Source organism: Lysinibacillus sp. FSL R5-0849 (assembly GCF_038595075.1).
Lineage (GTDB): Bacteria > Bacillota > Bacilli > Bacillales_A > Planococcaceae > Lysinibacillus > Lysinibacillus fusiformis.
Map to the genome: position 1 here is coordinate 205,076 of NZ_CP152004.1, position 23,856 is coordinate 228,931.

At 36.7% G+C, this 23,856-nt stretch carries 15 protein-coding genes; 8 read left to right on the top strand and 7 right to left on the bottom strand.

What is annotated here, in order from left to right; translation table 11 throughout:
* Positions 1-201 precede the first annotated feature (201 nt).
* Positions 202-1,647 carry a hypothetical protein gene (locus tag MKY80_RS01020; RefSeq protein WP_241652838.1) on the top strand — a complete coding sequence of 482 codons (1,446 nt, stop codon included), beginning with the start codon at positions 202-204 and terminating at the stop codon, positions 1,645-1,647.
* Between the two features lie 45 nt (positions 1,648-1,692).
* On the opposite strand, the gene MKY80_RS01025 is transcribed toward MKY80_RS01020, so the two are convergent.
* Complete coding sequence (locus MKY80_RS01025) at positions 1,693-2,877, bottom strand: CaiB/BaiF CoA-transferase family protein (RefSeq protein WP_089986909.1); 1,185 nt, start codon at positions 2,875-2,877, stop codon at positions 1,693-1,695.
* 499 nt (positions 2,878-3,376) lie between these two features.
* Between MKY80_RS01025 and MKY80_RS01030 the strand changes: the two genes are divergently transcribed.
* Both MKY80_RS01030 and MKY80_RS01035 read left to right on the top strand, forming a co-directional pair.
* Complete coding sequence (locus tag MKY80_RS01030) at positions 3,377-4,945, top strand: sensor domain-containing diguanylate cyclase (RefSeq protein ID WP_089986910.1); 1,569 nt, start codon at positions 3,377-3,379, stop codon at positions 4,943-4,945.
* Between the two features lie 447 nt (positions 4,946-5,392).
* Positions 5,393-9,745 carry an S-layer homology domain-containing protein gene (locus tag MKY80_RS01035; protein ID WP_171365889.1) on the top strand — a complete coding sequence of 1,451 codons (4,353 nt, stop codon included), beginning with the start codon at positions 5,393-5,395 and terminating at the stop codon, positions 9,743-9,745.
* 50 nt (positions 9,746-9,795) lie between these two features.
* Here the strand turns inward: MKY80_RS01035 and MKY80_RS01040 are convergent, their stop codons facing one another.
* The 5 genes from MKY80_RS01040 to MKY80_RS01060 form a co-directional block, all read right to left on the bottom strand.
* On the bottom strand, positions 9,796-10,596 hold the full coding sequence (locus MKY80_RS01040) for an alpha/beta hydrolase-fold protein (protein WP_342531559.1): 801 nt from the start codon (positions 10,594-10,596) through the stop codon (positions 9,796-9,798).
* Positions 10,593-11,585: an ABC transporter substrate-binding protein gene (locus tag MKY80_RS01045; RefSeq protein ID WP_089986913.1), complete on the bottom strand. Its 993-nt coding sequence runs from the start codon at positions 11,583-11,585 to the stop codon at positions 10,593-10,595. Before MKY80_RS01045 ends, MKY80_RS01040 begins: the two co-directional genes overlap by 4 nt.
* Positions 11,586-11,630: 45 nt before the next feature.
* Positions 11,631-12,818 carry an AraC family transcriptional regulator gene (locus MKY80_RS01050; RefSeq protein WP_328038443.1) on the bottom strand — a complete coding sequence of 396 codons (1,188 nt, stop codon included), beginning with the start codon at positions 12,816-12,818 and terminating at the stop codon, positions 11,631-11,633.
* A gap of 26 nt (positions 12,819-12,844) precedes the next feature.
* Positions 12,845-14,473, bottom strand: coding sequence for an ABC transporter substrate-binding protein (locus MKY80_RS01055; protein ID WP_089986915.1), 1,629 nt, complete (start codon positions 14,471-14,473; stop codon positions 12,845-12,847).
* Between the two features lie 97 nt (positions 14,474-14,570).
* Positions 14,571-15,527 carry an ABC transporter substrate-binding protein gene (locus tag MKY80_RS01060; protein ID WP_107922587.1) on the bottom strand — a complete coding sequence of 319 codons (957 nt, stop codon included), beginning with the start codon at positions 15,525-15,527 and terminating at the stop codon, positions 14,571-14,573.
* 226 nt (positions 15,528-15,753) lie between these two features.
* Between MKY80_RS01060 and MKY80_RS01065 the strand changes: the two genes are divergently transcribed.
* Entirely contained in the window at positions 15,754-16,920 is a 1,167-nt protein-coding gene (locus MKY80_RS01065) for an MFS transporter (protein WP_342531567.1), read from the top strand.
* Between the two features lie 90 nt (positions 16,921-17,010).
* Positions 17,011-17,985 carry an AraC family transcriptional regulator gene (locus MKY80_RS01070; RefSeq protein WP_342531569.1) on the top strand — a complete coding sequence of 325 codons (975 nt, stop codon included), beginning with the start codon at positions 17,011-17,013 and terminating at the stop codon, positions 17,983-17,985.
* Positions 17,986-18,021: 36 nt separating this feature from the next.
* Here MKY80_RS01070 and MKY80_RS01075 read toward each other — a convergent pair whose 3' ends face one another.
* Complete coding sequence (locus tag MKY80_RS01075; RefSeq protein ID WP_342531571.1) at positions 18,022-18,978, bottom strand: ABC transporter substrate-binding protein; 957 nt, start codon at positions 18,976-18,978, stop codon at positions 18,022-18,024.
* 99 nt (positions 18,979-19,077) lie between these two features.
* Between MKY80_RS01075 and MKY80_RS01080 the strand changes: the two genes are divergently transcribed.
* The 3 genes from MKY80_RS01080 (at position 19,078) to MKY80_RS01090 (ending at position 23,783) form a co-directional block, all read left to right on the top strand.
* Positions 19,078-20,643 (top strand): AraC family transcriptional regulator, encoded by a 1,566-nt coding sequence (locus MKY80_RS01080; RefSeq protein ID WP_089986919.1) that lies wholly within the window; start codon positions 19,078-19,080, stop codon positions 20,641-20,643.
* Between the two features lie 100 nt (positions 20,644-20,743).
* On the top strand, positions 20,744-21,688 hold the full coding sequence (locus MKY80_RS01085) for an ABC transporter substrate-binding protein (protein WP_089986920.1): 945 nt from the start codon (positions 20,744-20,746) through the stop codon (positions 21,686-21,688).
* 184 nt (positions 21,689-21,872) lie between these two features.
* Positions 21,873-23,783, top strand: a complete 1,911-nt coding sequence (locus tag MKY80_RS01090; protein WP_139207552.1) for an AraC family transcriptional regulator — start codon at positions 21,873-21,875, stop codon at positions 23,781-23,783.
* Positions 23,784-23,856 lie beyond the last annotated feature (73 nt).

The window sequence follows — 23,856 nt, forward strand, 5'->3', positions numbered from 1 at the left end:
CACTTCATAGATGGATTTTTTTATTCGCATGCATTTTTGATAGGCATACCACTATTTTTTTAGCATATGTTAGGTAAGATTTGTTATATTGAAGAAAGAGTGTTAAAAACATGAATTTTAAAGATAGGGGTAGATCTTTGTTGGTCGAACTTGATGGGAGGCTCCAATTGTATGCTGTTGGACTGTGATGAGCAATTATTCATGACATATAAACAAGGTAATGTAGAGGGTGCTGAAAATTTACTTGCAACATGGCTAGAGGCAGAGGTAGATCTGCAAGAAGATCCAAAAATACTTGGTACTTCGCTCTTACCCAAACGATTTTTAGTAAACGAAGAAATGGCTATGAATATTGCCTTTTCCACAGCACGTAAATATTGGGGCCGTGCATCAACAGAAATGCAAATGTATTTTGACAAATATGGTTTAGATGCAAAATTTGTGAATGATCGGCTCAATGCCTTTTTTTATACGCAAAAAGGAAAAGAAACTTTCTTTGAGCAGCTCTTTGCCCAACATACAATAGACCTAGAACGATTAATTTGGCTGGTTTTTGGGAAAAGAATGCAGATGGAAATGCCAGTGAATGAGCTACAGACAATTATGTTATATAAATTTCAGGATGAGTATTTAGTGCATATGATGTATAAGGAACATACATCTTTTTGGCATTGGCTGTTCACAAAAAAAGTTTATTCACTTTTTATCCACAGACCATTAGAACAATTCACATTTCTTTATGAAATAATGGGACATTTCGAGCATTCTATGAAAATGAGCTGTGAACATGTGGATAACTTTGTGAATAACTATAAACTGATACTGGATAAGTGTATAACTCATGTGGATAAAAATAAATCTAGCTGTTTGGCAAAGAAACAGCTACGACTTTACCAAATTGTTACACATTATTGCTTATCGGAGGGTGACTATCATCGCGTCAAAGACTTTATAACTTCGTTTGAAGCGGAATGGCGATACTCCATGTACGCTCTAACAGAGAAGGAAAAAGTGTTAATTGCCTATATTTTATTTCATATAGCAAATAGAGAACTGCAAAGTGAAAAAGTTATACATTATGGTGAATATTTATTAGAGGATGAGCGCTTAAATAATTATGCTATCGAAATTTTATTGGAATATAAAGATCTTTTGCCAAATCGGAAACCTACACCACCTGCAATTATAAAAAATTATCAACTAAATTATTTAGAAAACTTATATGCTATTTTACTTGATCATTATGTAAAAGCGACACGTTATGAAGATGGCTTACTGCTTTTAAAGGAACATGTATTAGCGTCTAACAAAAAAATAAATACTTCTTTAGTACAAAAAAACTATAGCAGTGAACAGCTAATTGCTATTGAGGCATACGTTCAACAGGATATTGCTCTACAGGTGAACAACTCACTACAGCATATTGGTTTGTCAGTAGAAGAGTGGCGACAAAATTATCGTCAACCGGATGTCCCTTACTATATCGTGGCACAGAGTGCTTCCTTGCATATGTTAAATATTTTACGGGTGTTATTTGTAACGGAGCAATTCGAGCTTTTTGAGAAATTAATGGAAATCTATAAAAAATATTTATTAATTGATGATCATTTTGAAAATCTTCGAGTATTTATTAGTGCCTATGTATAAAAAAGTGTCTAATACGTCCTTCATCGACAGTATTAGACACTTTTTTTATTCCAAAACGCCTTTATCTTTTAAAGCCTTGATTTGTTCAGTATCGTAGCCTAATGAACTTAGTATTTCCTCATTATGCTCACCTAGCTTAGCACCAACATGCTTGTATTCTGGTGCAGAGCCATCAAATTTAAAAGGAGAAGCAATTTGTTGTTGTAATGTGCCATCCCCTTTAGGAATCGCAACAATCATTTCTCTTGCTTTTAGCTGTGGATGCTCACAGGCTTCTGGGAATGTGAGAACAGGCTCCACACAACCTTCAAAATCTTCATTAAATACTCTTAGCCATTCCTCATACGTTTTCGATAAAAAAGCATCGTGAACAGCTTCTTTAAAACGAATTTGTGTGTAGTAGGAATCATTGAACGTATTATCAATCAATTCAGGAATATCGAGTGCTTCACAAAGTAATTTTCGAAATTGAGGCTCTAAACTACCGACAGAGAAGAAGCGGCCATCCTTTGTTTTATAAAAATCATAGTAACTACCACCGTTTAAAATTTCCTGTTCTGGCTGTGGTACACGTCCACCTCCAATAAAGGCTGAGCCATACATAGCATTTAGTGAAAATACAGCATCCGTCATACTAATATCAATGAATTGACCATCACCTGTTTTCTCACGATGAAGGGCAGCGGCTAGTACCCCAATCGCAGCATGCATCGTTCCACCTGCAATATCAGCTAGCTGAATTCCCATGGAGACAGGCTTTTTATCTTTATGGCGAGAATAATCAAGGACACCGGCTAATGAAAGGTAGTTATTATCATGCCCAGGTCGATTGCTATATGGTCCCGTTTGTCCATAGCCTGTAATCGCACAATAAATTACCCGTGGATTTATTTCTTTAAGAGCTTCGTAGCCAATCCCGAGCCTTTGCATAACCCCAGGTCGGAAACCTTCAATTATTACGTCATATTCTTGTACAAGAGATTTTACAATTTCAATAGCTTCTGGTGATTTCAAATTTAACGTGATCGATTTTTTAGAACGATTTAAATGTTGATGGATATATGCTTCATGATCATCATCGTAAGGAGGCATAATTCTTGTTAAATCGACGCGTTTGGAAGATTCAACATGTATGACATCGGCTCCTAAATCAGCAAAAATCATTGTTGCCATTGGCCCTGGTAGTAATGCAGAAAAATCGAGAATTTTTAACCCCTCTAAAATACCCAAATCTTTCAACCCCTTTTTGTGTAGGCTACACGACCATCAAGGATGGTTGAGTAGCGCTTTTCTCATAATCCCCATTGTGCGAAAAGCGTTGTGCAAAACTGTAATAATACAGAATATTTAATTTTAATCAGTATTATAACAGAATGAATCTTTCCTTGCCTATGTTAATTTTATTATAGAATAAATAATGCTACTTTTATATGTCAGAATAACAATAAAAGTAAAAAAATTTAGAATTTAGATTCTGCATCAACTTTCTGACAACTGTTGTCAAATATTAGAAAATTCAGTGAGAAATAAAGAGCTTATTGGAAAGAGAAAGTTTACTGGATAGCCATATTATTCAACCCTCTTTATTGATACAATCCTAGAGATATGTTCTAGCGTTTAACGGAAGGAGTCTCTTCAGAAGATTCCTTTTCTATTGAAGTGCTGTTGCTTATAATAGGCACTAATTGTTAAAAATTATAAACATACTAACATATATAGGTGGGAAGTAATGAAATCACATCAGTTAAAATTAAAGCATTTAATTATGGGAGTAGCTATGGCTGCATTCTTCTTTACAAGCATAGGAAGTGTTTGGGGCGGATACAGAATGAATGTTGACTCCATAAAGGAAAATACACTTGAAACAAATCGAGTGTATGCACAGAAATTGGCTTCAACAGCAGACGCCTATCTTCATGAAGCCTTTCAAATTTTAAGTTATAGCGCCAATCAAGTGAGTGAAAATTTGGATGATGAGCAAATTTTAAATAGAGAAACAGACCGTCTAAGATTACAAAATGAAATGTTCAATTCAGTAATCATAACAAATGCAAAGGGGCTTGTTTTATCTGTATCACCACCCTCCATTGAAATTAAAGGTGAGGTTTTAACTTCTCTTGGCGCACAAGAGGCATTAGCCAAAAAAATACCACTAGTTTCTAAGCCTTACGAGGCGATGACAGGACGCCTCATTATTTTTATATCCCAACCTATCTTTTCGGCATCTAACGAGTACTTAGGGATGGTAGCGGGAACAATTTATCTAAAAGAACCAAACGCCTTTAAAACGTTATTAGGAGAACATTATAGTAAGGATGGCTCCTACGTATATGTTGTAGATTCAGATGGACGTGTGATCTATCATCAGGACCCAAGCCGTATCAATGATGTTGTCACAAAAAATAAAGTCGTTCAGGCTGTGATGTCCGGTAAGAGTGGGATTCAAATCGTTGACAACACAAAAGGAGTGAAAATGCTTGCCGGTTTTAGTACAGTGCCTTCCACAGGTTGGGGAGTTGTCGCCCAAAAGCCTTTAGAAGTAGCACTGGCACCTTCATTCGATAGAGTACAAGAAGTTATTATTAAATCTGTACCGCTTATGATTGTTTCAATTGTTATTGTGCTTTGGGCAGCGACTCGCATTGCTAATCCTTTACAACAATTAGCGACGTTAACAGAAGAAAGTCTAGATAAGAAAAATGTAGAAGGCTTAAAGTCAGTCAGTGACTGGTACTTTGAAGCCCATTCGTTGAAGAATGTCTTAATTCGAAGTCTATCGTTTTTACATGGACAGGTTACATTTTTCAAGGATCAATCAACCGTAGATCCATTGACGGGTGTTACCAATCGACGAACGATGGATGCTATGCTGGCGGAGTGGTTAGAAAATAAGGTGCCTCATGCCATTATTTTGCTAGATTTAGATCACTTTAAAAGCGTGAACGACACATTTGGTCATGCTGTTGGTGATAAAGTCCTGCAGTTTTTAGCCAAACATATGCAATCTGTAGGGCGAGAAGGGGATGTATGCTGTCGTTATGGTGGCGAGGAATTTGTGATGCTTCTGCCGAATACAACTGCCAAAGAGGCGGAGCAAGTGGCGGAACAATTGAGGGGAAAATTGGCTGAAACGGAAAGTCCATGTGGTAGACCCGTAACATTATCAGCAGGGATAGCCCTATATCCAGAAATGGCTGCTACAACAGAGGCGTTAATTGAAGCGGCTGATGGAGCCTTATATGAGGCGAAACAAGCTGGACGAAATCAAGTTAAGATTGCCGTACAAAAAATAAAGTAAAAATTAATTAAAATAAGCTTATATTTTTGATTTTTGGGGTAATTGATTAATGGAAACATCATTTGGGCAAGCTATTTGTAAGTCATTCGCCAAATGACCATTAACTATGTTCAAATGATATGTAATTCGGGTCACATCTCTCGATCGACTTGACAAGACGTAAGGTTATCCCCCTTTCCCTTATGACATCACAAGTACGACTAGATGTATGCCTATAAATCGTGAAAGTCAAGTGAGCACCGATGCTCCTTGGCTTTTTTTGTTGTTGTAAAATGCGATAGAAGTTTTTGGCTGTACGAGTAGTCTCGTAGTGCTATATTTATCAATAAATTTACTGGACTATTTTACATTTATCTATGAAGATTCGCCTGCTCTTGGTCGATATAAAGGGTATGATGAAAATGATATTTGTACGTATCAAAATACATAAGTGAAAGGAAGAGTGGAATGGATAAATCTAAAATCCAAAAAGTAAATAAAGCCTTGATAGCAACAGTATTTGCTTCAAGTGGGATTGCTGTTGTAGTACCTTCACCACAAAAGGCGGCAGCGGCTACTTCTCCCTTTACAGACATAGATCAATACTCGGTTCATTATAACGATATATTAAAATTGTATTCTCAGGGCGTAATTAACGGGTTTGCCGATAATACCTTCCGTCCAGATGTCAATGTAACTCGTGGACAAGTAGCAAAAATGCTGGCTACGGCATTAAAATTGGATACTAGAAATGTCCAAGACCCTTATTATAAAGATGTTCCGAAGGGGAGCGATTTTTATAAATCTGTAGCGGCACTGCAAAATGCAGGCATTATGTCTGGTTATTCAAATGGCACATTTATGCCCAATGAAGTAATGACTCGCGGCGAATTAGCTAAAATATTAGTGTTAGCATTCCATCTGGAGGTTTCTCCTAGTTACAACAACATTTTTAAAGATGTAGATAGCAAATCAAGCAATGCAATCTATATTCAAACACTAATCGATTTGAACATTACGGAAGGAACGACACCTGTAACATTTTCACCGTTTGATCCTGTAAATCGTGGACAATTTGCTTCTTTTGTTGTCCGTTCACAAGAAAAGAAAAATAATGAAACATCTTACAAAATTACAAGTGTCGATGATGATGCCGTTTATATAAATGGAAAGGCTTATAAAGCAGAAAACCTTTCACATATTTTTAACGACTATAATGCTCCAGTTTTAAAGGGTGCTTATATTGAAGGGACTCTTTCTAGTAAGAAGATTCTATCCATTTCTAAATTAACTATAAATGCTAGTGGTACAAGCAAGGATTTCCTTGATTTCGATGGGGATCATGGTTCATTAGGTGCTACTATCGAAGTTAATGGTAATTATATTGAATTTAATAATCTGAAGATGACTGGTACTATGTTTGTCAATGAAACAGTTCGTCCACCATTACATTTAGGGGCTACTACTTATAATCAGCCTTTATCAATTGGACGTGTGGCAAGTAACAATATATCATTTATCAACTGGTCAGATCCTGATAATACTAAGGGTGAGGATTCATCTATTAACAATTCAACAAACGATCTTCAGAATTGGACGAATCAAAAACCTGAAAAAGATAAGCCTTTTGTCAACTGGTCTAACGAAAAACAGGAAATGAAAAATGTTGAAAAGCATCTTGAATTTTATAACAGTACTGTTTCGAGACTAGTAGTATCTCAAACAGGTACAAAAATCGAATCCAATATGAAATTACCACGTGTAGACATTATAGGAAGTGTGCGCGAATTTGAAATTGAAGGCTATATTGGTACGTTAAATCTTACTACAGAAACACCGCTAACAATTTATGGTTCAGGAAATATTGATTGGATCAACTACAATAGCCGCACAGATCTTGAATTATATATCTACGGTCGAATTGGCACATTATTTGTGGATAATTTATACGGTAAAATCGATATTGGAGATTACACGTATATCGATAAGGTCATCTTACCTAAGGATGGTTCACCGAATAATATCTTCGACGATTTCCTTGATGATAAAGATAATATAGGCAGTATTACTGATCCAGATGGCAAACCAATTGATAAAGATGAAAACGAGAATCAAAACCCTGATGATAAAACAAAACCTATCGTTAGCATTACAAATGTCAAAGTGCTAAATGGCAGTGAGATTCAGGCGGACTTCACATCCGATGAAGTCGGTACGTACTATTATATTGTCCGTGAAAAAGGTGCCGAAGTACCAAATAAACGTGAAATGGTTAATCACCTTTCAAATGAAAACGTAGCTTATGGAAGTGGTGCCGCTGTAAAAGGTACAAACTCCGTTAAAGTATCCAATCTAGGTGAGAAAAAAGAATATGTCATCTACATCATGGTGGTAGACGGCTCGAAAAATGCATCTGATATTGTGTCACAATCATTCCAGATGAAAGATGCATCACCGCCAGTAGTGAAATCTTTACAAGTTACACCTTTACACGGAGGCACAAGAGCTGAATTCAAATTTGCAGCAAGTGAACCTGGAGATTATTACTACTATGTTCGTAAGAAAACAACAGCAGCTGACCCGACAACGGCAGACATCGTCGCTAACCCAACAGGTCAAGGGAAAGCAAAAGCTGGTGAACTTGGCATAACTGGAATCTTAACAGGACTTGATCCGGAGACAGATTATCAGCTCTATGTCGTAATGAAGGACGATTCAGGAAACTACTCTGTAGATCCTGCTGTTGTAAAGGATTTTAAAACTGGTGAGCTTGATAATATTAATCCATATGTTGAACAAGGTAAATTAGTTAGAAAGAGCAATAATCAGTTTGAATTGACTGTGAGTGAGGCATTAGATCCTGCAAGTGCTAACGATATTAATAATTACTTATTAACGGGTACAGTTATTGTAAATGTAACTGGAGAAAAAGGAATTAAACCTTCAGCTGTTGAGTATAAAGCAGGGGATAAAAAAGTATTATTAACAATTCCATCTGATACAGGTTTTGTTAATGGTGATACATTACGTGTAACGGTTTTACCAGGTGTCAAAGACTTAGCAGATAATGCATTTGAAAACACGAATACGGTGAAGCCAGGTGACCCTATTCGTAATTATGCTGAGTATAGACATGAAGATACTGTAATGCCAGTAGTAACAATTGTAAATACAATTAATAAAACAGATGAATCTGATGGTTTCCGACGAGCTGAAATCGAATTTAAACCGAATAAGGCCGGGACATATTATTATATGATACTACCAAGTACAGTAGTAGATAATGGTGAAACGAAGACTTTCCAACAATATTTAACAGATCATAAAATTACAGAACGTGACTTTATTAATGAATTTGGGAATGATTCTAGTAAATCTGGTTATTTCCAGATTGGTGGAAAGGATATTTATATCCAACGAGGTTCAGGTACTGCAGATTTGGAAACAGCTACACAAAAATTCCCTGTCTCTATTGAACAAAATAAACTTGATCCGTTTAATAGTTATACTATTTATATGGTGCTAAGAGATCGTGGTGGAGAACTTTCTAAAATCGCGGGTCCTAAGACAGTATTTGAAGATACTAAAGCTCCTTTACTACGTAATATAGAGATTAAAGCAAAAGAAAAAGATGATACAAAGGCTACTATTAGCTTCGAAACAAATGAAACAGCAAAAGTTCATTACTGGTTTGTTGAAAGAAGAATTAAAGATAAGGATGGCAATCTAATTGATAATCCGGATGCCAATCTAACTGCACCCGCAGATGAAAAATATTTAGAATCAAAACTTAAAGCTAGCCCATCGGTTGAAAAAATTGGGAAAGGTCTTTCAGGGACATTGGATGCGAGAGGTGTATCCCTTAAACCACATACAGAATATGTCGTTTATGTAGGTGTAGAGGACACTCCTGGCAATTTCACAATCTATAAGGCGAATGATTCATATAATGACCATGATCGAACATCTGATGGCTTGATGAAGCATAACTTCTATTCGGATGGTACACCACCAAGCATTGGAATGGTTTCTCCAATGGACAATAAACAATACCCAGGACTTATCTATCGTAATAGCGATGATACATTTACAATCACGTTTAATGAAACAATAATGCGTGATGAAAATGGTAAGTCCAAACTTGAAAATCCAGGTGTTGATTTAGCAGATATTTTGACAATTACCTCAAAGGATATCAATGGTAATGAGGTAGATGTGACAGCTAAATACGAGTCAGTTACTTATACTGTTGGGACAGATACCACTAAAGAGAGTAAGCTCATTATTAAACCAAAAACATTAAGTGATGCAAATCAAACGATAAAAGTTACAATGAAAGAGGAAACTCGAGACTTCATGATTCCAGGCTATGAAGGCCATAAGTTTGTCAATACTGGCCAATATTTATACAGAACATTGGATGCGAAGTTTATGGAAATAAAACTAACCTATTTGACTTCACCAGGCGACGATAGAAAAGTACAGGCAACATTTGATTTACTTGGCTCTGATTCGCAATTCTATGAAAATGGTGAATTACTGAAGTATTATTATTTATCTGATACTACTGGAACAGATGCTTCAGTTATTACAGGTAGAACTCCTGCACAAGTGATTCAAGCAGTCTTACATGGTTCAAACAGTTCTTTATCAAAGGGAACAGGAACAGTTGCGACAAATGTAGCTCGTGTTACAAAAGAACTTACACATCCAGCTAAATTCTTCAATGGTGATTGGGTGACAATTGTATTAGAAGATAAATATGGTAATTTCCACAAGTTCTATGCGAAGGTTGGTTATAAAGATCCTTCCATTCAATAATTATCAAAAAGCCAAGTAGATTTGTAAAAACTACTTGGCTTTTTTATTAGTTAAGTATCTAAAAATCGTGGAAGTCGACCAAGCATACAAGATAGGACGCTCACATGGTCCTCCTCATCAAACTTCACATAATTAGTATAAATGTTTTGGTCACTTAAACGCTTCAGTCGTTCAGCCGCTAAATCAGCTCCCTCTAACATATCAGGCAACTCGTTAGCACCGATTGTGAGTAAGAGATTAATAGCATGCTGACCGTTCCAATCTTCAGAAAATTGGTCTATTACTTTTAGTACCGCATTGTCAGCCCACCAAACAGAGGGACTGCCAGCTACAATATGACTGAATAAATGAGGTCTTGCACATAAAGCATATAGTGTGAAAAGACCTCCTAAGGAATGACCAACAACCGCTTGTTTCTTTTTGTTGATGGGCCATTCTTTTTCGACAGCAGGCATTAGTTCATGTTCAATAAAGTCTAGAAACTCATTGGCTTTGCCGTTTGGTGGCCAAGGAGTTCCATCTGGACGTGCTGGCAGCTTTCCGTCACTAACAGGCAGGGTAAAATCATTGCAGCGTCGTTCCATATCAAAGGGTTCCTTAGAGGGATAGCCAATACCAATAACAAGAATGGGCTCATAGCCTTTTGGTTTGCGCGTTTGTAATTTTACCGCCTCTGCAAGCGTTGGGAAAAGAGCATCTCCATCTAGTACATAAATAACCGCATAACCATCTGCTGGTGGTGCATCTGTCGGGTTTGCAATTAATAGTCGATAGTCTAACTGGTTGTGGGATGTCATGGTATATTCAAAATAAGTTTCTGATACATATGGTTTTTTTGTCATTGTTGTCATGGCGCTAAAAACTCCAATACATCGTCTATCACTTTCCCTTGTGCATGGATACCACCATTTAGCCAATAATCCTCAGATGTTTCAAATACCTGATTACTTTTGAAGGCATCTGTACTTTGCCAGATAGTACTGTCCTTCAGTTCATTGATAAATGGATTTCCAAGATTGCCATCATTGATCAGGAAAATATAATCGGCATCTAGCTCAGGTAGAATTTCCAAAGATACTTCAAACGCACCATTTTTCACGTAGCTACTTTGCTCGAACCCTAATTCGTGTGTTAATACATACCCACTGAAATATTCATCTGTCATGAAAAACATCCCTTTGGCGTTAAAGCGAATTAACGCTACTTTTTTGCCTTCCGTTTTGGAAGCCAGCTTTGATTTTGCTACATCCACCTTTTCTTGATAATTCTGTATAGCTTGCTGTGCTTTAGCGGGCTCGTCTAGTAATTGCCCTAACACTTTAATTGAACCTTTTATATCAGTTGCTGCATTTTTGAACACATAGGTTGGTGCAATTTTTGCGTATTTTTCATATGTGCCATTTTCAATATAAAACGAATTATGCAAAACAATTAAGTCTGGCTTATCTGCCATAATCGTTTCAGGAGATGGGGGGCCGCTTGCAAAGCTAATTTCAGGTACACCTTGTAGCTGATCCTGTAAATAGAGCTGCGGTTTAACGCCATTCGACCATTGCATAGTAGGCTTAATACCAAGAGCTAGTAAGGAATCCTCCAAAACAGGTGCGAATATTTTAGTGGGCTTAGCTGGTAATGTTACTTCATTGCCAGCCTCATCCTTTATGGTTAATGGATAAGCTCTTTGCTCCTTAATATTGTTTGAGTTTACCTGTGTTTCTACCTTTTCTTCGTTATTGCTTGATTGGGCATTGCAGGCAGAAAGTAATCCAATAGCTAGCATTAAAGTGGCCAGAATATAGACAGCTTTTATAATCGCTTGATTACGACCATTGTGTTTCATTGTAGTTCAATGTCTCCTTCCGTTGATAATCATTCTCAAATGGAATTATAATTCACTATCGGATACGATACCATGGACGGGGACAGGAAAAGAGTTTGGATTTTTTCCGGTAAACATGAGCAACATTTCATCTAGCATTCGATTTATCGCAATAGCAGAGTATTCAAACCAAGGATTTGATGGCAAAACATAGACATGTCCATTTTTTACAGCCTGGAGCTCTTTCCAACGATCAAGGTATTGTAAAGTAAGCCAATAATTTCGAGTCTGAGAATCTGGACAAACGATAAATAGTAAACGATCTGGGTTTATGTCTACTAACTGATCAAGCGTAATTAGCTCGTTACATGTTTGTTGTTGCCCATCAATAGGGTAGAGCTGCAAATCTGTAAATAGGACATCCTGAATCCCTTTATTGCAATATAAAAATAATTGATCGCCACATAATCGTAGAATGGCAAAACTATCTTCCTTGGTCACTTGTTTAATTTCTTGCTTAGCCTCTAATACCTTTTGTTCGTAGGACTGTATGAAATACTCACACACGCTTTGCCTTTTGACAGCAACGGCTATTTCTCTTAGTTGTGTTCGCCAATCCTTAGCTTCTATATAAACACTTTTAATGCCAATTGTTTGAAGCCAATCAAGCATGGAAAGAGAGGGCTCTTCTTGAAAAATATGAATATCAGGCTTGGCTGAGGCTAATTTTCTAAAATTATCCTCTGATTCTGCATCAAATATATTCACATGCACTTGGATTTTGTCCTGATAATGATTGTAATAATAAGGACTCCATTTAGCATTCAGTGGAGCCGCAACGGGAATGATGCCAAGAGCTAATAAATTTCCGATAGTAGACACAGAGAAGGTAGAAATACGCTGGCGCGCTAATTTACTGAAAGCAGAAGGTGAAACCCCCACCTCCTTTTTAAATTTACGGCTAAAATAAAATTCATCACTGTAGCCAACTTCTCTAGCAATATCACGCAGTAATAGGTCGGTATCACGCAATAATTGTTTGGCATGTCCAATACGCAGCTCTGTTAAATAATCTGTGGCACTTAGCCCAAATGCCCTTTTAAAGGCCTCTCCAAAGTAGCTAGAGCTTAGACCAGAAATGATTGCGAGATGCTCAATCGTGAGAGGCTGATGATGGTTTTTAGCAATATAATCACGTATATCCTTTAATGATATTTGCGTCGTCATTCTATCTGTCATACTTTCTGTTTTCATGTAAAATGTCACCCCTTGAATTTATATTACTTTGTAGTAATTAATAATCTCGGTAATGCGCCAAGTAACTTTTCTCTCGTAAAGGCATCGCTATAATTCCACTTTGTTGCATCTACTAAATATACGTGGTTTTTCTGTACAGCCTTGAGATCCTTCCAAATATCGCTATTCATTAATTCCATCGTGGCCATTTGCGAGTCGGGTTTATCCGATAAGAGCAGGAAAATTCGATCACCAACATACTTTGGTAAGTGATCTATCGGTATTTCTTTATATCCATTGCCTGATTGAAGCAATTTTTTAACTTGCTGGTGAGGCTGAAATCCATCTGGATGAAAAAGAGCAGGGGATAGACCTGTACAGCCCATGACATAAAGGCGTTTACCATGATCAAAGGTCAAGACCGTTGCTGTTTCGCCCGGGTCTATGACTGATTGGAGCTTTTGCCACATTGATTTTTCTTGGACTTTATAGCGGGCTAGCCAATCTTCTGCTCGTTGTTGTTGGCTAAGCCATTGTCCTAATAGAAGGATGCGTTCCTCTAACGAATCCCAAGAATTTAAGGTAATAGTTGGAGCAATTGATGATAGTGCTTGATATTGCTGCTCATCATTATTTGTAAAGATAATTAAATCTGGATTTAGCTTCGAAGATTTTTCAAGATTAATGGGAAAGGCCACATCTTGAATAGAAGGAACATGGTTTTTATAAAAGGATTTACTAATAGACTTCTTGTCACCGCCTATTGGCTGAACATCAAAGATCAGCATATCCCCAAACGTTTCTCCGTGATAAATAATCCGGTGGGGGGCGGATGGGATCATGACTTCATGTCCAGTCCAATCTTTTACCACTGTTCGTCGCCTATATTGTCGTGCAAACTGTTTTGGCGGAATACCGATCACCTGTCGGAAGCGGCGATTAAAATAATATTCATCATCAAATCCAACTTGTTGTGCAATATCCTTTAATGGCTCATTAGTTTGTAGTAATAATTCCTTTGCGTTTGTAAGACGTAATTCTGTAATATAATCTAGCGGCTTCTTCCCTGTTAAAGTTTGAAAGATTGTACTATATTGCCATTGGGCGATATGAGCAAGTTCAGCTAGCATCTTAACTGTTAAAGGCTGTTGATAATATTTATGTATATAGTTGATCGTTTCCTCGACTGCCTTCGTCATAGTTAATTGGACATTTCTATGAAGCTGATGTTCAAATAATAAATGTAATAGTTCATATAAAACGCCTTGCTGTTTAAAATAATCCGATTTGGTCTTTAATTGATATAGATCTTCTGTAAGACGGATAAACCGTGTATTCGGATAAACGGTATGCTCCACTTCAGCAGAAAAAATAGGCCCTAGATAAGGAGAAGGTAGCTCCTGTTGTAGCTGGAAAGCTGTAAAGGTTATTTTATAGAAACAGAATTCATTTGTTAGAGCCGATAAATCGATCATGGAATGAGGTTGTATAAGAAAAATCTTTCCTTTGGTCACCAAATAGGGATTGTCATCTATCGTTAATGTCCCACAGCCATCCGTAAAAAGTATCATCGTATGGTGTGATGGGCAAATAAAAGGGTAGCTCTGTGAAATACAGTCAATATCTACTAAATGAAATAATAAATTATGACTAAAAGAATGATTGTCTTCCATTTATTCACGTCCTTGCTAAATGAAAATGATTATCAATTAACTTTATTGTATAAAAAGTAAAGAGACATTTCAACAAAGATGAAATGTCTCTTTAAATCTATTTTTTTAACATAGTAGGTAATTCTGTTAATAACCATTCTCTAGTTGAGGCATCGCTATCACTTTTCTGAATATCAATCGTGTATACATGCCCATTTTTAACCGCAGGTAAGCTTTTCCAAATAGGGCTGTCCATCATTTCTTTTGTCGATTGTTTCGCTTCATCAGTTACTGGCGTTAGGATGAAAATTCGATCGCCAGCATATTCAGGAAGAAGCTCTGTAGAGATTTCAGCAAAGCCTGTTCCATCATCAAGTATTTTTTGAATCTTATCACCAGGCTTAAGAACATTTGAATCGTATAAAACTTGAGAAAGCCCTGCACGTGCCATTACAAATAATCGATCTCCTGGGTAGTATGTTAATACAGATGCAGTTTCATCTGGTTTAACAGTCCCAACAGCCACAAGCGACTCCCACATTTTATCCGCCTTATCAGTATAATCCTCTATCCATTGAGCTGCTTCTTCTTTTTTATTAAGTATATCGCCCAGTTCCGTTAAACGTTGGTTCAATGGGGCGAACGTATCAAACACTATAGTTGGAGCGATTTTAGAAAGCTGGGAATATGTCTTTTCATCAGATGTACCAATAATAATAAGGTCTGGCTTTAATGATAATGTTTGCTCTACATTAATCGGAAAACCAACGTCCTCTACATCTTTTACACGATCTTCCCAAGCATAATCAGTAATCCATGAGAATCCTGCACCAACTGTTTTGATATTTAATGCAAGCACATCCCCGTATCCTTCGCCATGATAAACTACTCTCTCAGGATTCACAGGGATTTCTACCTCATGACCTAAATAATCCTTATAAATACGTGTTGTCGGTTCTGCCGTTGCTGTCTCTTTTCGATTAGTCTCTTCATTGTTAGAACCACAAGCAGCCAATAGGACTCCAACCAGTAGTAAGAGGCTACAAATGAGCATATGTCGGTTTAATTTTTTCATATCTTTTCCTCCGTAATTGATAATCATTATCATAAGTTAGCATAATTTAAACCTTATCTTAGAACAATGGACAAACTAAATATAGGTCATTGAGGTTTATCCAAAAATCGCATTGATGATGTTTTACGACAGAAATTAAAATCCGTTTGACCGTATTATCATCCTTTAATCGGTAGAAAGTTAACCTTTTATTACACTATGATTCAACAATGAAAGGGGTTTAAGGATGAAAAAATTTTGGGTGTTCGTCATAACAGGTATGTTATTAATCGTCACGACTACAGGATTTGCTCGTATGTCATATGGTATTATTTTGCCTTTTATGCAGGAAGAAATGAGCTTCACAACCTCTCAATCTGGTTCTCTAGGTACGATATTATTTTTAGGTTATTTATTTACTGTAGGTATGTCAGGAATACTTACAATGCGTATTGGTGCAAAAAAAGTTCTATTAGTAGGAGGGGGCTGTGTCGTTTTAGGGTTAACGAGTCTAGTGTTCGTCACTAATTTTGGGTGGGCTGCTATTTCACTGTTTTTTGTCGGAGCAGGAAGTGCACTTGTGTATACACCATTATTATCGATAGCTGTTAGTTTATATCCCAAGAAACGAGGGATAGTGATGGGGCTGTTAATGAGCGGCGCTGGTATTGGGATGCTATTATCCGGTTTACTCGTACCATTTATGCTACAGCATTTTCCTGTATCAGGTTGGCGTGGAACTTGGCTAATATTCGCGTTTTTGACGGTGATTGTAATGTTGCTGGCTTTTTGGACCATAAAGCAACCGCATACTTCTAAAAAGGATATTACACAGGAACACATTGCGGTATGGCGCAGTAAAGGGCTGTATATAATAGCAGGAATTTATTTTGCAGTAGGTCTTGTCTATCTCATACCAAATATATATCAAACAAGCTATATGTTGAATCTTGGTATGTCCAGTGCAACGGCAGGTACTGTGTATGCCATTGCAGGGATTGTTTCGATTGGAGGTGCACCGTTCTGGGGAATGCTAGCAGATAAAATGGGTGTTAAAAAGGCATTAATAATAGCATTACTATTATCGGTCGTTGGAGATTTATTGCCTATTATGTTAGTTAACATTAGAGGATTTATAGTATCCTCTATAATTTGGGGATCATCACTTGGTGGTGTGCTGGTGTTAATACAAATGAAAGCCAGTCAAGAAGTGTCTCCTCAGAATGTTGCATCGGCTATTGGTTTTATTTCTATTTTTTATGCAGTGGGTCAAATGATAGGACCAGGCTTAGCTGGCTGGTTGATTGAGTATTTTGGTGGATTTTCAGTTGCATATGGCTTTGGAGCGATTATTTTCTTTTTATGTATAGTACTCGTATGTACATTGGTTGAAAAACAGAATGAAGAGGTATAATGTCATAGCTTAAAGATTGGACTTAGGTTATACTTTAGATAATTAATGATAATAATTCTCAATTGAAGTGCTAAGGAGATGGTGAACTCTATGAATGTGGACTTTCATCAAAATTTCACTCAATTTTTTCAGGCATTAAATGTACTAAAGCCACAGGAAACGTCCATACATTATATGGAATTCCAATCAACAATGAAGGAAGGGGCAATTCATCGTTTCTTGCCCCGTACAGATTTAGAAGTGGTTATATCAGATTATTCATTTCATCAAGACTATCAAATGAATATTTTAACAACGAAGCCAATGGTAGAAATAAGCTACTGCTTGCAGGGAACACGAAGAGTTCACATTTCTAATTGTGAATATAGGGTAAAGGCAGGGACATGCACACTGCAATTGATGGAATCTATAGAGGCAAATTTTTTATTTAATAAAGATGAGTCTTATCAGATGGTCAGTATTGGTATACCTGTAACAACGTTTAACCATTACATGAAAAAAATCAATGAGTATGATGGTGCTTCCAGCAGATTTTCAAGGATTCTTCGTGGGTCTCCTTATCGCTTGTTTCAAGAGAAAATAAACCCACCAGACTTGCTTATGGTGAAACAGCTTCTAGAAGCGATAGCAGCTAATCAGATAACTAATTTGCAATTAGAAAGCATAGCTTTACAGCTTTTAACAAGTACATTTCAGTCCTTTTTCCCTCAATCCATAAACCCGGTGGAATTCTCACGTGACGATAGAAACAAACTTTTTCAAGCACAAGCTATCATGGTTGAGAATATGATGAATCCTCCTTCTTTAATGGAGCTGTCTCGTTTAATTGGTTTAAATGATTTTAAGCTGAAAAAAGGCTTTAAAGAGATGTATGGTACAACAGTGTTTGGCTATTTACGTGAGAAGCGTTTGGAGCAGGCAAGTTTATTATTACAAAACGGAACCATGAATGTTATGGAAGTAGCTAATGCAGTGGGCTATTCTAATCCAAGTCATTTTGCTGAGGTGTTTAAGGAGAAATATGGGGTGAACCCTCGAGACTTTTTAAAATATCGAACACAATAAAACCCTTCAGCATGTAAGGTAGCTGAAGGGGTATTTTTACTTAGCGATACTATTTAACACATTTTCAATGATTTGGCGATTAGCAATGGCCCCAGAATATAACCAGCTTGAGCTTTGGTCAAACTCATAAACATGGCCATTTTTAATGGCAGGTATATTTGCTAGGAGAGGATCATTTAGTAATGTAGAGCTGCCTGCCCGATCACTGTTAATAACAAAGAGATAGTCAGCATCTATTTGTACGAATTTTTCTAAAGATACTTGTGACCAATCACCAGCAGCAGAGGCGGATACTTCTTTCACTAGGCTAGGTGTTTTCAGCCCAAGATCCTCATAAAGAACAATACCACTCGAGGCTGTATCACTTACCATATAAATTGTATTGTTAATATTCCAGATGACAGTGGCTGAAGGGTTCCCCACCTTTTTGTGAATATCCTCTTTTGCCTCTTTAGCAAATTGATCATAATCTGTAAGAACTTCCTTTGCTTTATCTGTTTGATCGAAAATTTCTCCCACTTTCAGAAGCTTGTTACGCCAATTGTTATCTTCTGTTCCCATTACATATGTAGGCGCAATTTTCCTATATTGCTCGTATTTTTCACCTTCTGCGATTTCAGATGAACCAATTACAATTAAATCTGGATTAAAGCTTGTAACAGCTTCAAAGGGAAGATCAAACTCAATTGTTGGAATGTCCTTTAATGATTCCTGAAGGTAGTCTTGAATAGATGTCCCACCTTTTACTGACCATTGTGCTACTGGCTTAATGCCTAAAGCCACGAGGTGATCTTCTAGATAGGGAGCAATGATACGTTGAGGACTTTCGGAGACCGTTACTTCATGACCTAAAGAATCTGTTAACACGCGATTTGAATGATTAACTTTAGCCTTATCTGCTGAGGGAGATGATTGATTTCCACATGCAGCTAAGAGCATCGAAAAAAGGAGAATACCTGTGAATAAGGAATTCTTTTTAAAAAAATTTGTCAAAGCTAAAAGCCTCCCAATTCAATTGATTTCTATTATTCTATTCCATTATAATGAAAATGATAATCAATATCAATTAAGAGCTTAGGAGATAGAACTAGAATGTATAATGATAATCAGTTACTGTCCCATGTTTTTTATCAACCTATTCAAATTATGAAATTAGAAGAACTATTTTGTGCCAAAAAAGATCAGTCGGCATACCCTTTTATCATTGTACTTTATGAGGGTAATGCCTTGTGTACGCTACAAGGTAGGAAGCTTCAGCTTAGCTCAAATTCTGTTATGTTTGTGGATGATGTGGACGATTTCCATCTACTTAAAGCAAGCGGAAGTATAGGGGTTGTCATTCAATATCGTGCCTATGGCCCCAAATTGGTTAGTTTATTACAAGACACCACTTTAATGGAACATTGCTCATATCGTCTCATGGATTTAGTCAAGGAGATAGAAAGAGAAGCGAAAATTACAGTTGAAAGTAATCCGTTTCGTTTACAAAAACTATTTGGTGAAATGTTAGAAGAACTGTACCACCATTTACGTACTCACAAACAACAAGAAGATTTGTGGATTGATAGGGTACTTAATTATATGAATCTACATTTCAATGAAGACTTAACAAGAGAGCAAATGGCTGAAAAAGCACAGGTAAGTCCCGAACATTTTTCTCGTACGTTTCATAAGCACACTGGATATACGTATAGCGAATATTTAACATTATTAAGAATAAGGGAATCTCAGAAAAAACTATTATTAGGGATGCCAAAATTAGATGATTTAGCCCAAGTAGTAGGCTACAGAGAGGGGACCTATTTAAGCCGGAAATTTAAAGAAATTGTCGGTGTATCGCCTACAGTTTATTATCAAAAATCGAAGCGTCTCATTGTACTCAATGCCAATCATACTGCCTGCTTACTGGCATTAGGTATTACGCCAGTGTTAGGGGTGTACTCCCCATTTTTAGAGAATATCAAGTCTGTTCCTTCCTCACAGAAATTGAAGGGCTATGAGTATGATATTACTTCAAATTATAAAGAGATAGCCGTAGCATGTCCAGATGTCATTATTAACTACAGTGGTGGCAAAGAAAAACAATCTTTACTGTCTTTAGCCCCTATATTCGAGCTGCCATGTAGACAGTTAAGTTGGCGAGAGCAATTTGAGCTTATTGCCAATTTAGTAGATAGACGAGAAGTGTATAATCATTGGCTTCAGCAATATGATGACCAGGTAGCTCAATGCAATCAACTTCTTGATCGACAGCTTGGGGCAAGGGGTACTGCTATTGTTTGGGAAATAGGTAGTCAAGCAGCTTATTGTCTAAATAGCAGTCATGGAAGGGGGAGTCATATATTATACGAAGATTTAGGGTTTAGTAGACCAGATGAGATTGTCACACATAATATAGAAAAAACAGGGTATTTAACAGTAGATATTGAAGAAATCGTTCATTTTCCAGCTGATTATATATTTGTAACGGCTCTTCCTACAAAAGATTTCGGAAAAGAGTGTCTATTAACTGTATTACACTCAGAAAAATGGCAGTCACTTGCGGCTGTGCAAAAGAAGCAGGTGTATTTTATTAATCAGTATGAATTATTTTATGGATATGACCCTTTATCTACAGCAGCTCAATTGCAAAAACTGATGGAAGTACTGACATCATAAAATTACAGGGCAATACATCACTTTCATGCATAGACAGATATTTGTCATTCTTCTACAATTATTGAGAATGATTATCAATTAATGTGTATGGAGGGAAAAAATGCTTAAACAAAATAGAAAATTCTTAACGCCACTGTTTCTTCTATTACTTCTACTGTTAACGGCTTGTGGAGAAAAGGAAAAGACCGCTAGTCCAGCTACAGAACAAGATACTAAAGAAGCAGAGACAAAAACGATTCAGACGACAAATGGTGAGATTGTTATTCCGACTAATCCACAACGTATTGTAGCAGAGGAATATATTGCGAGTTTACTTGTATTGGACGTCAAACCAGTGGGAGCCCCTGGGCTAGCTCTTAAAAACTATTATTTAAAGGAAGCATTGAAAGGTGTAGAAGATATCGGTGTATATGGGAAACCGTCGACTGAGAGGATTTTAGGACTCAAACCGGATTTGATTATTACTGGTAATGGAGAAAACTATGATGCTTTAAGTAAAATTGCTCCAACTGTAGTTATCCCATACGGGGAATTGAAAAATGCACATGAGGAGCTTACATATTTCGGTGAGTTACTTGGAAAAGAGCAAGAAGCAAAGGATTGGCTCTCCCAATATGATCAAAAAATTGCCGATGCAAAAGCACAGGTAGATGCGATTATTCCAGAGGAAGCGAGTTTTTCCATTATTGAAGATGCAGGCAAATCTATTTATGTTTATGGTGACAACTTTGGACGTGGAGGACAGCCAGTTTATCAGTCATTTGGTCGAAAGCCACCTGCAAATGTAGCAGAAGAAATTATGGAAAAGCAGTGGGCTGAGATTTCCGAAGAGATACTAGCAGATTATGCAGGAGACTACATTATTTTAACTTCAAATGATAGAACTGTTGAAGATTTTAAGAAAGATCCAATATGGGGCAGCCTGCCAGCTGTAAAAAATGATAATCTTTATGTTTGGCCTGAGGAACGTTCATGGTATTATGACCCAACAGCAGTCTTGGCGCAAGTTGAGGAATTAACAAATTGGCTAACGAATAAAAAATAGTAGAAAATGGTGATTGATTATTTAGTTTAACCGTCTCAATTAAGAAACTTATAGAAGCATCTTTCCTAGTGAAGATGCTTCTTTTTATTATTACATTTTTAGATATTATTGAGAATGTTTATCATTTATAATATTTACAAGGGGGCCATTCTATTATTTGACTTGAAAGGTGTGTATACAAACAGTGAATATAGATGATCATATCCTTCTGTGGAAGTCTGCTACTATCCAAGTGTTTGATATACGGTATATCAAGATACATGGTGATGAGCAGCCTAGCTCATTTCGTTTACCAGCTAGCGGTTTCCTGTACGCTATCAAAGGGAAAGCTAATGTAATATTAGACAATAAATCTTATATGATAGAAAGTTTTAATATAGCGCATGCTGGCAAAGGAAGCTGCCTACATATTAGTGCTGTAGAAGATAGTTTAGAGTACTACTTAATTCTCTACAAAGCGACGTTGCCTATTACATCTAGAAAAGGCATGCTAGCGCTATGGGAAAGGGAAAAACCTGTTCAGCTTCAATATGCTTTTCAAGTTACAAATGCACTCACATTACAGGAAAAAATAGAAACTATGCATCGAGAGTGGCTCAAACAGAACAATATAGGGCATTTCCATGTCAAATCACTTTTCTACCAAATTATTTATGAACTTTTGCAGCAATTACATCAACAGCATGTCAATGTTCAACAGCCAGATCCTGTGGAGCAAATTCAAAATTATATAGACGAATATTACAATCTACCGATTACTCGAGAATCACTTGCCCAAATGTTGAATTATAGTGTGCCCTATATAGCTAAGCAATTTAAACAAAAGACGGGTAGAAGTATTATTGATTATCTTATTCAAATAAGAATTCAAAAAGCGCGGCAGTTATTAATACATACAACTTTAAGCTTGCAAGAGGTTGCTTCGAGTGTTGGCTATGAAGATGTTTCTTATTTTATCCGTATTTTTAAAAAGCACAGTGGTCTAACCCCCATGAAATTTAAGCAGCAACCAAAACAACATAAATCGTATCGTCCTATGTATCGGCTTTCTTTGTCTAATGATAAAAAGTGGATACAACATTATATTGATAATGATAATTATTATCAATATAAACAAAAAGGAGATTTACTGATGAATAAAAAGACAAAGTCCTCTATGATGACGACTTTATTGCTATGCTTCACTTTATTGCTAAGTGCATGTTCTGGTAGTGCTATGAATACTACCAATAATGTGGAGACAAAGGCGGCAACCAATCAGGCTGCGGAAGTGCAGTCCACAACGAAAATCGTTTCTACTGTGAAAGGGGATGTAGAAATTCCAGTTGACCCGAAACGTGTCGTAACGGATACGTACCCTGGTTTTTTATTGACCTTGGGCATAAAACCAGTAGGTACACAGGAGCTTTATATGAAAAGCCCTTATTTAAAAGACCATAACGAAGGAATTACTTATTTTGAGGATTCCCTTGAAGCCGTAGTAGATTTGAAGCCAGACCTTATTATTACAGGTGATGAAAAGAAATATGAAGCCTTTTCTAAAATAGCCCCTACTGTTTTAATACCGTTTACTTTAGAAATGGATGAGACATTGGAGGAGTTTAGTAGAATATTAGATAAAGAGGAAGAAGTGAAGGCATGGTTAGATGACTATCATCAAAGAGTAGCAAAAGCCAAACAAACCGTTCAAAATATTATAAGCAAGAATCAAACTGTTACTATTTTAGCTGGCGGGGCAAAAAATGATATAACATTATACGGTAATGGTTATACAGGGCGGTCATTTTATGATGGGCTTGGACTAACGCCGCCATCAAAAGTAATAGATGATATTGATCCTGAAAAGCCTTGGTTGCAATTATCCCCTGAATTACTTACAGAATATGCAGGTGATTATATTTTTATGGCAGTTGATAAAGCAACAGAAACATATGATTATAAAAGTGAACCTGTTTGGAAAACACTTGATGCTGTACAAAATGATCAAATTTTCGAAATAGATGGATGGAGTTTCTGGTTTTCAGATCCAATTTCTATACTTGGGCAAATCGAAGAAGTAACGGAAATGATAGTCCAACAAGTTAAAAGAAATTAAAGATAAGTTCAAAATCACTCTAGCCTTGTATTGCCAGAGTGATTTTTCTATTAATATCTATTTATTAAAAAAT

What these genes read in the sequence shown, in the direction of transcription:
- MKY80_RS01040 (WP_342531559.1), bottom strand. Translation starts at nt 10,596, where the DNA reads ATGACAACAATGACAAAAAAACCATATGTATCAGAAACTTATTTTGAA.
- MKY80_RS01060 (WP_107922587.1), bottom strand. Translation starts at nt 15,527, where the DNA reads ATGAAAAAATTAAACCGACATATGCTCATTTGTAGCCTCTTACTACTG.
- MKY80_RS01085 (WP_089986920.1), top strand. Translation starts at nt 20,744, where the DNA reads ATGCTTAAACAAAATAGAAAATTCTTAACGCCACTGTTTCTTCTATTA.
- MKY80_RS01020 (WP_241652838.1), top strand. Translation starts at nt 202, where the DNA reads ATGACATATAAACAAGGTAATGTAGAGGGTGCTGAAAATTTACTTGCA.
- MKY80_RS01050 (WP_328038443.1), bottom strand. Translation starts at nt 12,818, where the DNA reads ATGAAAACAGAAAGTATGACAGATAGAATGACGACGCAAATATCATTA.
- MKY80_RS01080 (WP_089986919.1), top strand. Translation starts at nt 19,078, where the DNA reads ATGTATAATGATAATCAGTTACTGTCCCATGTTTTTTATCAACCTATT.
- MKY80_RS01070 (WP_342531569.1), top strand. Translation starts at nt 17,011, where the DNA reads ATGAATGTGGACTTTCATCAAAATTTCACTCAATTTTTTCAGGCATTA.
- MKY80_RS01045 (WP_089986913.1), bottom strand. Translation starts at nt 11,585, where the DNA reads ATGAAACACAATGGTCGTAATCAAGCGATTATAAAAGCTGTCTATATT.
- MKY80_RS01030 (WP_089986910.1), top strand. Translation starts at nt 3,377, where the DNA reads ATGAAATCACATCAGTTAAAATTAAAGCATTTAATTATGGGAGTAGCT.
- MKY80_RS01035 (WP_171365889.1), top strand. Translation starts at nt 5,393, where the DNA reads ATGGATAAATCTAAAATCCAAAAAGTAAATAAAGCCTTGATAGCAACA.
- MKY80_RS01055 (WP_089986915.1), bottom strand. Translation starts at nt 14,473, where the DNA reads ATGGAAGACAATCATTCTTTTAGTCATAATTTATTATTTCATTTAGTA.
- MKY80_RS01065 (WP_342531567.1), top strand. Translation starts at nt 15,754, where the DNA reads ATGAAAAAATTTTGGGTGTTCGTCATAACAGGTATGTTATTAATCGTC.